We start from the raw sequence: 14,957 nt of genomic DNA on the forward strand, positions 1-14,957 counted from the left end.
CCATCGGCTCCCCACCGATGCCGGCGGCCGGCGGCCGTGAAAAGATCGGACGATGCGTCTCACCAAACTCGGACATGCCTGCGTACGGCTGCAGAAGGACGACCGGACCCTGGTCATCGACCCCGGGGCGTTCACCCCCGAGGGTGACGCCCTCGACGGCGCCGACGCGGTCCTGATCACGCATGAGCACTTCGACCACTTCGATCCCGACCGGCTCCGCAAGGCCATGGTGGAGAACCCGGCGCTGGAGGTGTGGACGTCCCGCGTCGTCGCCGAGAACCTCGCCGACCTCGGCGGGCGCGTCCACGAGGTCGGGCACGAGGACGCGGTGACCGTCGCCGGATTCGACGTGCACGTCTACGGGCGCGACCACGAGATCCTGCACCCCGACGTTCCGCCGATCCCCAACACGGGCTTCCTCGTCGACGGCGAGGTCTTCCACCCGGGTGACGCGCTCACCGTCCCGAGCGAGCCCGTACGTACCCTGTGCCTGCCCGGCAACGCGCCCTGGATGAAGGTGCCCGAGCTGTTCCTCTACACCCGTGAGGTACGGCCGGAGCGCGCGTTCGTCATCCACGACGGGCTGCTGAACGCCAACGGCCTGGGCGTGATGGAGAACGCCGTGACCAACGCCGGCAAGCAGCTCGGCAAGGAGTTCCGCCGCCTGAAGCCGGGCGAGTCGGTAGAGCTGGACGCGTCTTGACCGAGATCCGGGCGGTGTTCTTCGACATCGGCGAGACCCTCATCAACGAGGGCGAGATCTACGGGCGGTGGGCCGACTGGCTCGGCGTACCGCGGCACGCGTTCCTCACCAAGCTGGGCGCCGTGCTCGCGACCGGCGGCAGCCACCTGGACCTGCTGGAGTACTTCCGCCCCGGCTTCGACTTGAAGGTGGAGCAGAAGAAGCGGATCGAGGCCGGGATGCCGAACGGCTTCGACGCGTCCGACCTCTATCCGGACGCGCGGTCCTGCCTGTCCCGGCTGCGTGCCCAGGGCCTGTACGTCGGCGTCGCCGGCAACCAGCCGGTCGAGGCCGACGAGCAGTTCGCCGCGCTGGGCCTGGAGGCCGACGTGGTGGGGATCTCCGACGTGTGGGGGGTCGAGAAGCCCGCGCAGGAGTTCTTCGCCCGCTGCGCCGACCTGGCGGGCGTGCCCGCCGGGGAGATCCTGTACGTGGGGGACCGCATCGACAACGACGTGCTGCCCGCGCTGGCGTTCGGGATGCAGACGGCGTTCCTGCGGCGGGGCCCGTGGGGCTTCATCCAGCGCGATCCCGAGGCCCTGGCGCGCTGCACGTTCGTGCTGGACGACCTTGAGGTTCTCCCCGACCTCGTCGCGGCACGCAACGGGGGTTGAGAGCCGGCGTTGAGGGCCGGCACCGCGGGTCGAGGACGGGCGGCCCTCCCCCTAGGGGCGATCCCCTAATCCGCGAGTAGGGCATGAAGACCGGCCGCTGGAGTGATTCGCGGACGGCCCCGGTTTCCTACCGTGGAAGACGTATCCGCAGCTGGTGGATACGCATCCTTCACAAGAAATCGGGGAGTAGCCCATCATGAACGGCATTTACCGCCCGCGCGACGGACGCATGATCGCCGGTGTCTGCGCCGGTCTCGGCCGGCGGTTCGGCATGTCGGCCGGGACCGTCCGGCTGCTGGCCGTGCTGTCCTGCCTGCTGCCCGGCCCGCAGTTCGTGGCCTACCTGGTGCTCTGGATCATGCTGCCCAACGAGGACCGCAAGGCCGCCCGCTCCTACTGACGGCCCACCGACGGCCTACCGGCGCTCGGGTCCTGACGGTTCCGGCCGATCTCCCCGCCCTGGCCCTTGGTCCCGGCGACCGCACGGTGTTAGATCGTGGCACGGCGTTTCCGAGAGGCCCGGGGAGGGAGCGGTAGTGCCGTACGAGGGCGCGGGGCCGGGTCCCGGCGCGGACACCGCAGGCGACGCCGCGGGCACGGGCACGGGCGCCGGTACAGTCACGGGCGCCGCGCGGCGGCTGCTGGGGGGACTGCGCGAGCTGGCCCGCGCCCGGCACGAGCCGGGGCGGGACGTCGGCGCGCACGATCCGGTGCACTGGCTGGCCGACCTGCCCGGCGAGGTCTATGTCGAGACCGACGCGGGCCCCGGCGACGTGATCTTCAGCATCCCGGTCATCCCGCTGTCGCCGCCCGCGGTCCTGGAGGAGTTCGACGGCTGGCTCGGGATGCGGCACTGGTACCGCGCCCTGCGCGACACGGCCGAGCGCGCCGCCGCGCAGGGTACCCAGGTGGTGCTGGCCACCGGGCTGCTCGCCTGGCGGCCGCCCGAGGGCCCGGCCATCCGCGACCACCTGCTGTCCACCCCGGTCCGGATCGCCGTCGACGAGCGGTCCGGGCGGCTGGACGTGATCCTGGACGGCCGCTCCTCCGCCCGCGACCGCGAGCTGCTGGCGGGCCTGTCCAGGTTCTGGCACGACCGTACCGAGTGGGTCTGGGACACCATCCAGGCCACGCAGGGGTACGGGCTGCAGGCCTCGGTGGCCGACGTGCTGCGCAAATGGTGCACGGTCGCGTTCGGCGACCGGAGCGAGGCGGTGACGTTCCGGGAGGACTGGGTCCCCGTCCCGGCGGGGCAGATGCCCTCGATCCCGCAGCTACGGCTCGCGCCCGCGCTGGTCGTCCGCCCGCCCGGACAGGCCGCGGTGGCCGAGCACTTCGACCGGCTGATCGCCCGCCTGGACGAGGGACCCGTGCCGGCCGGTCTCGCCACGTTCCTGGCGCCGAGGGGCCGTTCGCCGGTCCTGCACGTCGAGGACCGCGGTCCCGCGACGATCGCCGACATGATCGCGGGGCTGCTCGCCCAGGGCCGCCGCGTCCTGGTGGCGAGCCCGGACGGCCCGGCCGCCGGGGAACTGCACGCCACCCTGCCCGCCGGTATCGCCGGCCTGTGCGCGGCAGTGACCGGCGCCGGCGCGGCGAGCACGGGAGGTCCGGTGAACGCTGGAGGCCCGGCGAGCACGGGCGGTCCGGCGGCTTCGGACTCGGTGGCCGCCGCGATCCTCGAACGCGCCGCCGTACACGACCCGTCCCAGCACCGGGAGCGGCTCGCGGAGCTGACCCGGCAGGAGACCGCCGCCCGTACCGCCGTCACAGAGCTGCGCCAGCGGCTGGAGCACTCCGAGGGTGCCGAGACCCACGACCTCGGCTCCCGCTACCAGGGCACCCGGGTCGCGCTCGACGAGCGGCTGCGCGCGGAGGCCGCCGGTCTCGCCTGGATGCCGGCGCGCCCGGGGATGGCGGAGAAGGCCCCCATCACCCGGCCGCAGGCCGCCGATCTCGTCCGGCTGCTGGCCGAGGAGACCACCGAACGGCGGGCGCGGGTGGCGCAGCGCGACGTCGATCCGGCCACCCTGCCGAGCCCCCCGTACGTCCGGACGCTGATCGAGGCGGAGGCGGCGGCGATCGCGCGCGCCGAACGTTCCGAGACCGACCTGTCCCGGCGGCTGCGCCAGTGCGACGTCCACCTGCTCGCCCGCCTCGACGGCTGCGCGAGCGCGGTGAACGCGGCGCTGCACGAGCTGGGGCTGGAAGGCCACCCCGGCGGCTGGGACTCCACCGACCACGCCGTGCTCGCGTTCACCGACGCCCTCGCCCGGCGCCGCCCGGCGGTCTGGGAACGGGTCGCGGAGATGACGTCCCAGGCCCAATGGGCCGAACGGGCCCTGCGGTCCCAGGCCGGGCACCGGGTCAGGATGCCGCCCGGCGATCCCGACCTGCGGCAGCTGGCCGACGCCGTACGGCAGCTGCGCCACTACCTCGACGACGGCGGCTCGTGGAAGCGCGGCCCGCTGCGTTCCGCGACGCAGCGCCAGACCGAGCCCCTCCTGCACGGCATCACGGTCGACGACCGGCCGCCGACCGATTCCGGGCTGCTCGGCATCCTGTTCACCCACCTCATGGTGCGGATCGCCTGCCGCGAGCTGCAGTACGTGTGGGAGGCGGCCGGAGTGTCGTTCCCGGCCGACGTCCCGCTGGAGGACCGGGTCTCCCGCTTCGTCCGCGCGCACGCACGCCTGGTCCGCCTCCGGGACGTGCTGCCCGCGATCGAGGAGACCGTCGAACTGCTCACCCGTGCGGAGCTGGGCATCCCGCTGACGCACCCGATCCAGTGGCACGGGTACGTCACCGGCCTCGGGAACGCCATCCACGCCCTCGGCGTGAACCGCGCCGCCGCCGACCTCGCCGCGCTGCGCGACTCGATCGGCAAGCGCGGCGACGGCGACGGCGAGGACCCGCCCGAGCTGCGTGCCGCGCTCGCCGCGATCGATGCCAGGGACGACGGCGCGTACGGCCGCTGCCTTCGGGGACTGGCCGAGGCCCGGCATGAGCGGGTGCTGCAGAACCGGTGCGAGGAACTCCTCGACCGCGTCCACGCCGCGCATCCCGACCTGGCCGAACTGCTGGCCACCACGGCGGGCGACCCCGACTGGCACGTACGCGCCGAACGCTGGGACGAGGCGTGGGCGTGGGCCCGCGCCACGGCCCTGCTGGCCGAGATATCGCCCTCCACCGCCGAGACGGGCCTGCGCGACGAACTCGACGAGGCCACCGAACGGCTGGACGAGGCGAGCGCCCGGCTGGCATCGGCCCAGGCCTGGGGTACGGCCCTGGCCCGGATCGTCCCGTCGGTCACCGCGCCGGCGGAGGTCGTCCCCGCGTGGATCGTCCCGCTGTGGCGGGTCCCGGACGTGCTGCCGCCGCGCCCGGACGCGTTCGACGTCGTGATCGTGGACGGCGACAGCGGCGCGGGCGCGGAGGCGCTCTTCGTCCTGTGGCCGGCTCCGCGCGTGATCCTGGTCGGCCCGCGCGGGCCGGACCTCCCCGTCCCCGACGGGCCCGTCCCTGCCGACCTCGCCGAGTACGCCGACCCCACGGCGACCCTCTTCGGCGCGCTCTTGAACCGCTTCGACCCGGCGGCCCTTCCGCAACGGGCGGTCGCGCAGGCCGAGGCGCCGGTCGCGACACCGCTCCCGGTCGCGCTGCCGCGACCGGGACGTTCCATCGTCACCTACAAGCGCTCGGAGCTGGTCGAGCTGGTGCGCAGGGCCGCCGACGGCGAATCCGGCCGCACGGACGACCAGCTGGTCGAGCTGGTCAGCGCGCTGCTGGACTGCCCCGCGGACGAGCAGCTCCTGGTCGGCGCCCGGATCCGGTACGCCGTGGAGGTCTTTCGCGGAACGGAATGACGCGTGCGGCGGCCGAGGCGCGCGGCGGCTCAGTCCTCGACGTCGACGCCGAATCCCCGGGCGAGATCGTCCAGTCCCGTCCCGTACCCCTGCCCGATCGCGCGCAGCCGCCAGGTCCCGCCCCGGCGGTAGATCTCCGCGAGCAGCATCGTGCGCTCGGTCGTCCCCGCGTCCAGCGTCGCCTGCGCCAGCGGCCGCGCGTGCCGGCCCTGGCCCGCCGTGATCTCCACCGCGCCCAGCTCACCGAACGTCGCGTTCCCGTCGATCGCCGCCGCGACCACCACCTTGCGGACCGCGCCGGGCAGCGCGGCCAGGTCGATCGTGACCGCCTGCTCGGCCGGCCCGTCCGCCGACAGCGCCACCGCGCCGCCCGGTCCTTCGGGCGCCCCGTAGAAGACGAAGTCCTCGTCGCAGGTCACCTGCTCGTCCTCGTCGACCGCGAACGCGACGAGATCGACCTCGCAGGCCGTCTGCTGCTCCCACGAGGCGGCGACCGTCCACCGCGCCGCCGCCGCGCTCACCGGAAGGTCCGCGACGGCGCCCCGGATCAGGACGAACGGGTCCGCCGGCCGCTCGCGCGCCGGCCTCGGAACGGGCGCGCCGAGCCAGGCCCCCTCGTACACCGGCAGCTCCAGCGTCTTCACCCGCACCATCCGCCGGTCGTCCTCGCCGCCCGCGAGCACCACCACGTCGGTCACGCTCGCCGACAGGTTCACCGCCGCGGCGCCGCCCAGCTCGACGACGCGGGTCCGGGCACTCGACGCCTCCGGATGGCTCCCGCCGACGACCAGCACGCGCCGTCCCGCCAGCGGTCCCTTCCCGGTACGGGTCTCAGCGGGGGCCTCGGTACGGGGCGCCGGGACCGCTACCTGGGTCGGCGCCTTCGTCTCCTCATGCGCGACCCCGGTGCGGACGTCGTCGAGCATCCGCAGGAAGGTGCGCTCGTCGAGGACGGGCACGCCCTCCGCGAGGGCCCGGCGCGCCTTCGCCGATCCGGACGAGACGTCGTTGGTGACCAGCGCGCTCGTGTAGCCGCTGACGATCTCCATCATGTTCAGCCCGGCCGTCACGGCACGGGCGACCAGTTCCTCGCGGGGGACGCGGGTCCCGCCCGTGATGGCCACCTTCATCCCCTGGACGAGCGGGCCGCCGTCCGCCAGCCGTCCCGGGCTCCGGTACGTGCAGCGGAGCTTGGGCGCGCGGGGCCGGTACGTGCCGTTCTGCTTGGGCGGGCAGGCCACGAGCGGCAGCGACAGCCCGAGCCGCGACGCCGCGATCAGCGAGCCGCGCAGCACGCCGGAGAGCGCGCGAGCGTCCTCCAGCGCGTCGTGCGCGCGGCCCTGCTGGACGCCGTAGTGGGCGGCGAGCGTGGCCAGCCGGAGATCGGCCGTCGGCGGTGCCAGCCGCCGGTTGAGCGCCAGCGTGCACATCCGCCGCTGGACCGGCAGCGCGACCCCGGTCCGCGCGAACTCCCGTTGCAGGAATCCGTAGTCGAACGGCGCGTTGTGCGCGACCAGCACGCGTCCCCGCAGCAGATCGGCGACGTGCCCTCCGACCTGCTCGAACGTCGGTGCCCCGCGCAGCCGTTCGGCGGTCAGCCCGTGGATGTGCACGGGCCCGGGATCGCAGCCCGGATCGAGCAGCGTCGAGAACTCCCCGGTCTGGGTGCCGTCCGGGGCGGCCGTGACGACCGCGATCGACAGGACGCGGTGCTCGGACGAGCGCAGACCCGAGGTCTCCACATCGACGAGCGCCCATTCACGAGAGTCGGTGCGCTGCATGCCGGAAGGTTAAAGCACCACTGACCTGCACATGTACGAAGGGTGCTGAAATGCCCACATGCGGTCAGTGCGGCGGGCGGAGCCCGCGCCTGCGGCTTTCGGCTGCCGGGTGTCAGCCGCGTTCTGTACAAAGAGACGTGTGGCCGACTGGGACGAGGATTCGCGGGCGCTGCTGCGCGCCGCCGCGTACCTGCGGGACGGTGGCGCCGGGCTCGCGGTCATGGCCGATCGTCCGCTCGGGCCGGTGCTGCAGTACGCCGGGGACGTCCTGATCGCGGCACTGGAGCAAGGGAAGCCGGACGCCGGACGGCCGGCGCGCAAATGCGTCGAGGAGCTGGACGGGCGCGGCTGGGACGGCGACGCGGAACTGGCGGCCGAGCTGACCGCCGCACTGGAGGGCGCGCGGAGCGAGCTGGCCGAGGTGCCGGTGGATCTGGGCACGCTCGGAGTGCGGCTCGACGCCGACCAGGCCGAGGGGGTGCAGATCGTGGACCTGCACACCGGCGACATCGGCCCCGACATCGAGGCCGACCCTGATATCGACACTGAGCCCGGCCGCTGGTTGACGTTCTGGCCCGGAGGTCCGTCGTCCGACCCTTCGGAGGAACGGCAGCGGGGCCGTGCCCGGCAGTGGCTCGCCGCGCACGGCTACCGGTCCGGTCCCCGCTCGCTCTGACTCTCTAACTCACGAGCCCGGCCGTACGAGCGGGAACGGGATGGTCTCCCGGATGCTGCGGCCGGTGAGGGTGATCAGCAGCCGGTCGATGCCCATGCCCATGCCGCCGGCCGGGGGCATCGCGTACTCGAGCGCGCGCAGGAAGTCCTCGTCCAGCTCCATCGCCTCCGGATCGCCGCCCGCGGCCTGCAGCGACTGCTCGGTCAGGCGCCGCCGCTGCAGGATCGGGTCGATCAGCTCCGAGTAGGCGGTACCCAGTTCGAGCCCGAAGACGATCAGGTCCCACTTCTCGGCCAGCCGCGGGTCATCGCGGTGCGGCCGGGTGAGCGGCGAGGTCTCGGCCGGGAAGTCGCGGACGAACGTGGGCGCCTTGAGGCCGTCCTCGACGAGGGCCTCGAAGAGCTCCTGGACGAGGCGTCCCTGCCCCCAGTGGGGATCGACGTTGATCCCGGACCGCTCCGCGATCGCCCGTACGGTCTCCAGCGGCGTGTCGGGGGTCAGCTCCTCGCCGAGCGCGCCGGACACCGACCCGTACACGGTGATCTCCCGCCACGGCTCGGCCAGGTCGTACTCCACCCCGTCCCTGACCAGCACGGTGGTACCGAGCGCGGCCTCGGCGGCGGCGATCACCAGCTCGCGGGTCAGGGTGGCCATGGTGTCGTAGTCGCCGTACGGCTGGTACGCCTCCAGCATCGTGAACTCGGGGTTGTGCTTGGGCGAGACGCCCTCGTTGCGGAAGTTGCGGTTCAGCTCGAAGACCTTGCCGACGCCGCCGACCAGCAGCCGCTTGAGGTAGAGCTCGGGCGCGATCCGCAGGTACAGCTGCATGTTGTACGCGTTCATCCGGGTGGTGAACGGCCGGGCCGTCGCGCCGCCGTGCACCGGCTGGAGCATCGGCGTCTCGACCTCCAGGTAGCCGCGGTCGCGCAGGCCGTCCCGTACGGCCGCGACCGCGTCGCCGCGCGTGCGCAGCATCCGGCGCGACTCCTCGTTGACGATGTAGTCGACGTAGCGCTGCCGTACCCGCGCCTCGGGATCGGCGAGGCCCGTGCTCTTGTTCGGCAGCGGGCGCAGGCACTTGGCGGTGAGTTTCCAGCTACCGGCCAGCACGGAAAGCTCACCGGTACGGGACGTCACCACCTCGCCGGTCACGCCGACCTGGTCGCCGAGGTCGATCAGCGTCTTCCAGGTCCGCAGCGAGTCCGCGCCGATCGTCTCGGCGGTCAGCATGACCTGCAGGTCGCCCGTCTCGTCCCGCAGCGTCACGAAGATGAGCCGGCCGTGCTCGCGGGCCAGCACGACACGCCCGGCGATCGCGACGGCCGCGGCCGTGTGGGTGTCGGGCGCCAACTCGGGGAAGCGCTCGCGGATGCCGGCGGCGAAGTCGGTGCGCTCGAAGCCGAGCGCGTACGGCTCCATCCCGGCCTCGCGGATCTGCTCCAGCTTGGCGTGCCTGACCCGTTCCTGCTCCGACAGCCGCCGCTGCGGGGCGCGCCGCGCCTCGGCCGCCTCCTCGATCTCCTGGATCTTGGCGACCAGGTTGGGCGAGGGCACCGTACGGGCGGCGCGGTCCAGCCGGGGGCGGCTGAAGCTCGGCAGGAAGCCCTCGGCCTTGGCATAGGCCAGGCCGAGGCGGAGGATGTCGCGGTTCTGCGTGTAACAGATGAAGCGGGGCCGCCAGTCGGGGTTGTACTTGGCGTTGGCCAGGTACAACGACTCCAGTTGCCAGAACCGGGAGGCGAACGACAGCAGGTGGTAATACAGCCGCGCCACGGGACCGGCGCCGATCTGCGAGCCGCGCTCGAACGCCGAGCGCAGCATCGCGAAGTTCAGCGACAGCTGCTGCGCGCCGACCGTCGCGGCCTTCTCGGCCAGCTTGGCGACCATGAACTCGTTCAGCCCGTTCTCGGCCGCGCGGTCGCGCCGCATCAGGTCCAGGGACAGGCCCGTACGGCCCCAGGGGACGAAGCTGAGCAGCCCGCGCAGCTCGCCCTCGGCGTCGAACGCCTCGACCATCACGCAGCGGCCGTCGGTCGGGTCGCCGAGCCGGCCCAGCGCCATCGAGAAGCCGCGCTCGGTCTCCTCGCCGCGCCAGGCGTCGGCGCTGCGGATCAGCTTGGCCATCTCCCAGCCGGCGATCTGCTCGTGCCGCCGGATCCGGACCGTGTACCCGGCCCGCTCCACCCGCCGTACCGCCTGCCTGACCTGCCGCATCTCGCGGCCCTCGAGGTTGAAGTCGGCCAGGTCCAGGATCGCCTCGTCGCCCAGCTCGAACGCGTCGAACCCGTGCCGCCGATAGATGTGCGCGGCCCGCTCGCCGACGCTGACCGCGCCGGGGATCCAGGCGTGCGCGCGGCACTCGCCGAGCCACGCCGCGATCGCCTGGTCCCAGGACTCCGGATCGCCCAGCGGATCCCCGCTGGCCAGCGACACCGACCCCTCCACCCGGTAGGCGATGGCGGCCTTGCCGTTGGGCGCGACGATGACGTCCTTGTCCCGGCGCAGCGCGAAGTAGCCGAGCGAGTCCTGGTCGCCGTACTCGGCCAGCAGCGTCCGCGCCGCCATCTCCTCGTCGGCGTCCAGCACCGCGTCCCGGCGGCCCGGCCGGAACAGCGCCCAGAACGTCACGATGAGCAGCCCGGTGCCGAGCACCCCGATGATCACGTCGACCCAGCCGGGCACCAGCACGCCGAGCGGCTCGCCGGTGACGCCCGCGCCCAGCACCGTCTGCAGCGCCACGTACGAGGGATCGGACCAGAGCCCGCCGCGCGGATCCTGGTCGGTGACCGTGACCAGGATCGTGCCGATCCCGCCGCTGACCACCACGAGGCCGGTGAAGATGAACGCCGCGACCCGGCGGTTGGCGCGGTCCGGCAGCGTGGTGAACTCGCGCCGCGCCGCGATCAGCAGGCCCAGCACGGCCAGGAACACGCCGGTGGTGATGCACTCGCCGATCGGCGTCGGCTCGTCCGGATCGAGGATGAGCGCGACCAGCAGCAGCGTCGAGGTGGTCGAGTACAGCCCGAACAGCAGCACCAGGATCCGCCAGGCGGCCTTCTTGCGCCGCCGCACGCCCATCGACAGCAGGATCAGCAGCAGCCCGAACGGGACGCTGGCGGTGAAGCCGAGGTAGTAGATCCACCGCAGCGCCCAGATGTCGGCGACCTCGAGGATCAGGTCCGACGACAGCCAGGCCAGGATCGACAGGATCCCCGACAGCCGGGTGTACCAGAAGAAGATCGTCGGCACCGACTGGATCAGGCCCCTGCTGATGGGCTCGCCTCCGCTCGCCGGCTCGCGGCCGCCTTCACGCGGCGGCTTCCCTCCTCGCGTGCTCACTCCTTCGTCGCTCCGCGCGCTCGTCAGTCCAGCCGCCGCGCGGCCGCTCGCGCCGGCCCCATCCTCCGGGTCGGGCTTACTCGCGGTGCCAGGATTCGTCACGTTCGTCCACACTTCTGTCGCTCGCTTGCCGTCCGTGCCGCGAACCACCGCGACACGTCGCGCGTCCTACGGGTAGGGGACGCCGTCACAGGGGGGACAATGGCGTACGGGTCACTTTCCCGCCGCGAGGCGTCCTCCCTGCGCGCTCCCTCTTCCCTGCGAAGGCCGTCCAAGATTGTCAGCAAAAGTCGATATGGTCGCGGATATGCCTAATGAGACCTCCGGTGAGCGTCTGCTCGCCCACCGTTACCGACTGGTCACCCAGGTCGGACGCGGCGGTATGGGTACGGTCTGGCAGGCTCACGATGAGGTCCTCGGTCGTGACGTTGCGGTGAAAGAGGTCATCCTGCCGCATGGTCTCACCGATGAGGAACGCTCGGTCCATCACAAGCGGACGTTCCGCGAGGCGCGAACCGCGGCTCGCCTCGGCCACCCCGGTGTCGTCACGGTGTACGACGTCGTCGAGGAGGACGGCCGGCCGTGGATCATCATGGAGCTCATCCAGGCCCGCTCGCTCGATCAGGTGATCAAGCAGGAGGGCCCGCTGGACACCCGGCGCTCCGCCGAGATCGGCCGCCAGATGCTGGCGGCGCTGCACGCCGCGCACGAGGCCGGCGTGCTGCACCGCGACGTCAAGCCCAGTAACGTGCTGGTCACCCGGGGCGACCGGGCGGTGCTCACCGACTTCGGGATCGCCACCGCCGCCGGTGACGCCACCCTCACCCAGACCGGCCTGGTCATGGGTTCCCCCGCCTACATCGCTCCCGAACGCGCCCGCGGCCGTACCGCGGGGTCCGCGTCCGACCTGTGGTCGCTCGGCGTCACGCTGTACGCGATGACCCACGGCAGGTCGCCGTTCGAGCGCTCCGAGCCGATGGCGGCGCTGGTCGCCGTCATCTCCGAGGACCCCGACCCGCCCGAGAACGCGGGCAAGCTGGCGCCCGTGATCCGCGGGCTGCTGCACAAGGACCCCGAGCAGCGGATGGACGCCATCGAGGCCGGCGCCCTGCTCGACAACATCGTCCGGCAGGAGTCGTTCGACACCCAGCGCACGCTGGCCGTCGAGGTCCCGCCGGAGCAGTACCTGGAGGAGTACCGGGCCGCGGCGGCCACGGACGCGGGCCAGGACGGCGCCTCGCGCACCGCCCAGGACGAGGCGTACCAGGACGAGGCCTACGCGGCCACCTACGCCGACGAGACCTACGCCGACGAGACGTACGCGGAGTCCTACGCCGAGCAGGGCGCGCCTGACGATCCGGGCCGCACCCTTTACGCGCCCGACCCCTCGGCCGGCGAGACCGCCCGTTCCGCCGAGGAGGCGCCGAGCGCCATGGCGTGGCGCCCGGGCCCGCCCACCGAGCCCGCGGGACGGCCGCCGGCCGTCGGCGACCGGCCGCCCCTGGTGGGCAACCGGAACGTCGTCGTGGTCGCCGCGATCGTGGTGGTCCTGCTCGTCGCCGTCGTCGGGTTCGCCCTGGCCAACGGGGGCGAGGACAAGGAAGGCGGGACGCGGGGGAGCACCGCCCCGCCCGAAGCCAAGCGGACGGCGCCCAGTTCCGCTCCCGCCTCGCCGTCGCCGAGCGGTACGCCGGGGATCCCGGAGGGCTTCCGGCTGCACGAGGACCCGACCGGGTTCTCGATGGCCATCCCGAAGGACTGGAGCAAGGCCAAGAAGCGCAGTTCCTCCGCGTCGAGCGTGTTCTTCGAGCCGCCGAGCGGCCCCGGCTACATCCAGATCGACCAGACCGACAATCCCAACGACAGCGCGCTGGAGGACTGGGAGAAGTACGCGCCCACGGCGAGCGGCCGGTTCAGCGGCTACCGGGAGATCAAGATCGCGCCGGTGGTCGACGGCGAGCCGGTCAGCGACCCCGACGGCGAGGACGCCGCCGACTGGGAGTGGACCTACGACGGCAGCGGCGGGCGGCTGCACGCGCTCAACCGCGGCTTCGTCATGAACGACATCGGGTACGCGATCGTGCTGGTCGCGCCGGACAAGGACTGGGAGAGGACGTTCGCCGAGATGGCGCCGATCTACACGTTCTTCAAGCCCGCCGACAACTAGCTCGCCCGGGGCCGCCGCCCCTCGGTTTTCGGTCCTTGACGATAAATAGGTAAGGTCGCCACTCATGTCGGACGGGGATGGATCGGCGCACGCGCAGCGGGGGGACGGGCGCGTGCTCGCCGGGCGCTACCGGCTCGTGTCGGTGGTGGGACGGGGCGGCATGGGGACCGTCTGGCGCGCCCAAGACGAGATGCTCGACCGCGAGGTCGCGGTAAAGGAAGTGCTGCTGCGGCACGAGTTGAGCGATGCCGAGCGCGCCGACCGGCACCGCCGCACGCTGCGCGAGGCCCGGGCCTCGGCCCGGCTGAACCATCCGGGCGTGGTGACCGTACATGATGTCGTGGACGAGGACGACCGTCCGTGGATCGTGATGGAGCTGGTCCCGGCCCGGTCCGTCCAGGAGATCCTGGACGAGGACGGGCCGCTGCCGCCCGGCCGGGTGGCGGCGATCGGCCGGCAGGTCGTGGGGGCGCTGCGGGCGGCGCACGCGATCGGCATCCTGCACCGCGACGTCAAGCCGGCCAACGTGCTGCTCACCGGCGACGACCGCGCGGTGCTCACCGACTTCGGCATCGCGCAGGTCGCGGGGGACGCGACGCTGACCCAGACCGGGCTGCTGGTGGGCTCGCCCGCGTACATGTCGCCCGAGCGGGTGAAGGGCGAGCGCGCGATCCCGGCGTCCGACCTGTGGGCGCTGGGCGCCACGCTGTACGCCGCCTGCGAGGGCCGGCCGCCGCACCACCGGAGCGAGGCCATGGCCGTGCTCGCCGCCGTCATGACCCAGGAGCCCCCGCCGCCGCGCAACGCCGGCCCGCTGGGATCGGTGCTGTACGGGCTGCTGCAGCGCGACCCGGTCGACCGGCTGAGGGCCGAGCAGGCCGAGGAGATGCTGGGCCAGATCGCCGCACAGAGCGCCGCACAGGCCGTTGCACAGAGCGCCGCGCCCGCCCCGAACGGGGCCACGGCGTCCTGGCAGCAGAGCCAGGCGGCGGGCGGGCCCGCGGACCGTACGGCCGGGCTGATGCCGCCGATGCCGGACCTGCCCACCCAGGACCGCGGTGACCAGCGCGCGTCCCCCGACTGGCCCACGACGGGCACGCCGGGCACGCCGGCCAAGCGGCGCAGGATGCTGCTGCCGCTTCTGGCGGGCGCGCTCGTCGCCGCCGTCATCGTGGGCATCGCGGCGGTCGTGTACTGGCCGGAGGCCAAGTCCGCCGGCGGTGAGTTCGATGCCGTCCCGACGCCTACGGCCCCGACGGGCAGCGCACCGGCGGGAGCGGGCCGGCCGACGAAGCCGCCCGCGACGGCTCCGGGCAAGGACCTGCCGGCCTTGCCCGCGGGCTACAAGCGGGCGCGCGGCCCCGGTTTCTCGATCGGGGTACCGGACGGCTGGGTCAGGCGAGAGCAGGGCCTCAGCACGTTCTGGCGCGATCCCCGGACCGGTGCCTACGTCCAGGTGGACCGTACGGGCTGGACGGGCGACCCGTACCAGCACTGGACGCAGTGGGCGCGGGAGGTCCAGGCCAAGAACTCGCTGGCGGGCTTCCGGCGCCTCAACCAGCGCAGGACGTGGGTGGGTGCCCGGCCGGCCGCCGACATCGAGTTCACCTGGAGCAGGTTCCGCGCGATCGATCGCGGCGTCATCGCCGGCGGCCGGTCCTTCGCCGTCCTGGTGGTCGTTCCGACACCGAGGTGGAATGAATACCAGCCGACCGTGAACAATGTCCTCGACGCGTTCCAGCCGTGAGCGCGACTAGGCAGGGCCGCGCGAC

At 73.0% G+C, this 14,957-nt stretch carries 9 protein-coding genes; 7 read left to right on the forward strand and 2 right to left on the reverse strand.

The features are described from left to right. The first annotated feature begins 52 nt into the window (after positions 1-52). From ACH34Q_RS25875 to ACH34Q_RS25890, 4 genes are all read left to right on the forward strand, one after another. Complete coding sequence (locus ACH34Q_RS25875) at positions 53-703, forward strand: MBL fold metallo-hydrolase (RefSeq protein WP_395985648.1); 651 nt, start codon at positions 53-55, stop codon at positions 701-703. Beyond that, entirely contained in the window at positions 700-1,356 is a 657-nt protein-coding gene (locus ACH34Q_RS25880) for an HAD family hydrolase (protein ID WP_395985649.1), read from the forward strand. The genes ACH34Q_RS25875 and ACH34Q_RS25880 overlap by 4 nt, the downstream gene beginning before the upstream one ends. A 196-nt stretch (positions 1,357-1,552) precedes the next feature. Beyond that, positions 1,553-1,756: a PspC domain-containing protein gene (locus ACH34Q_RS25885; protein WP_395985650.1), complete on the forward strand. Its 204-nt coding sequence runs from the start codon at positions 1,553-1,555 to the stop codon at positions 1,754-1,756. A 136-nt stretch (positions 1,757-1,892) separates the two neighbouring features. Then, positions 1,893-5,222, forward strand: coding sequence for a hypothetical protein (locus tag ACH34Q_RS25890; protein ID WP_395985651.1), 3,330 nt, complete (start codon positions 1,893-1,895; stop codon positions 5,220-5,222). Positions 5,223-5,251: 29 nt separating this feature from the next. Here the strand turns inward: ACH34Q_RS25890 and ACH34Q_RS25895 are convergent, their stop codons facing one another. Beyond that, positions 5,252-7,003, reverse strand: a complete 1,752-nt coding sequence (locus tag ACH34Q_RS25895) for a TerD family protein (protein WP_395985652.1) — start codon at positions 7,001-7,003, stop codon at positions 5,252-5,254. 139 nt (positions 7,004-7,142) lie between these two features. Here ACH34Q_RS25895 and ACH34Q_RS25900 point away from each other — a divergent pair, with 139 nt between their 5' ends. After that, positions 7,143-7,679, forward strand: a complete 537-nt coding sequence (locus ACH34Q_RS25900; RefSeq protein WP_395985653.1) for a hypothetical protein — start codon at positions 7,143-7,145, stop codon at positions 7,677-7,679. Between the two features lie 9 nt (positions 7,680-7,688). Here ACH34Q_RS25900 and lysX read toward each other — a convergent pair whose 3' ends face one another. After that, the gene (gene lysX / locus ACH34Q_RS25905; protein ID WP_395985708.1) at positions 7,689-10,940 is read right to left on the reverse strand and encodes a bifunctional lysylphosphatidylglycerol synthetase/lysine--tRNA ligase LysX; all 3,252 of its coding nucleotides are present in this window, start codon (positions 10,938-10,940) and stop codon (positions 7,689-7,691) included. 385 nt (positions 10,941-11,325) lie between these two features. Between lysX and ACH34Q_RS25910 the strand changes: the two genes are divergently transcribed. Together ACH34Q_RS25910 and ACH34Q_RS25915 are read left to right on the forward strand one after the other, a co-directional pair. Continuing rightward, positions 11,326-13,185 (forward strand): protein kinase, encoded by a 1,860-nt coding sequence (locus ACH34Q_RS25910; protein WP_395985654.1) that lies wholly within the window; start codon positions 11,326-11,328, stop codon positions 13,183-13,185. Positions 13,186-13,249: 64 nt separating this feature from the next. Next, positions 13,250-14,932: a serine/threonine-protein kinase gene (locus tag ACH34Q_RS25915; RefSeq protein WP_395985655.1), complete on the forward strand. Its 1,683-nt coding sequence runs from the start codon at positions 13,250-13,252 to the stop codon at positions 14,930-14,932. Positions 14,933-14,957: the final 25 nt, after the last annotated feature.

The organism is Actinomadura sp. 9N407 (assembly GCF_044326315.1).
GTDB lineage: Bacteria > Actinomycetota > Actinomycetes > Streptosporangiales > Streptosporangiaceae > Spirillospora.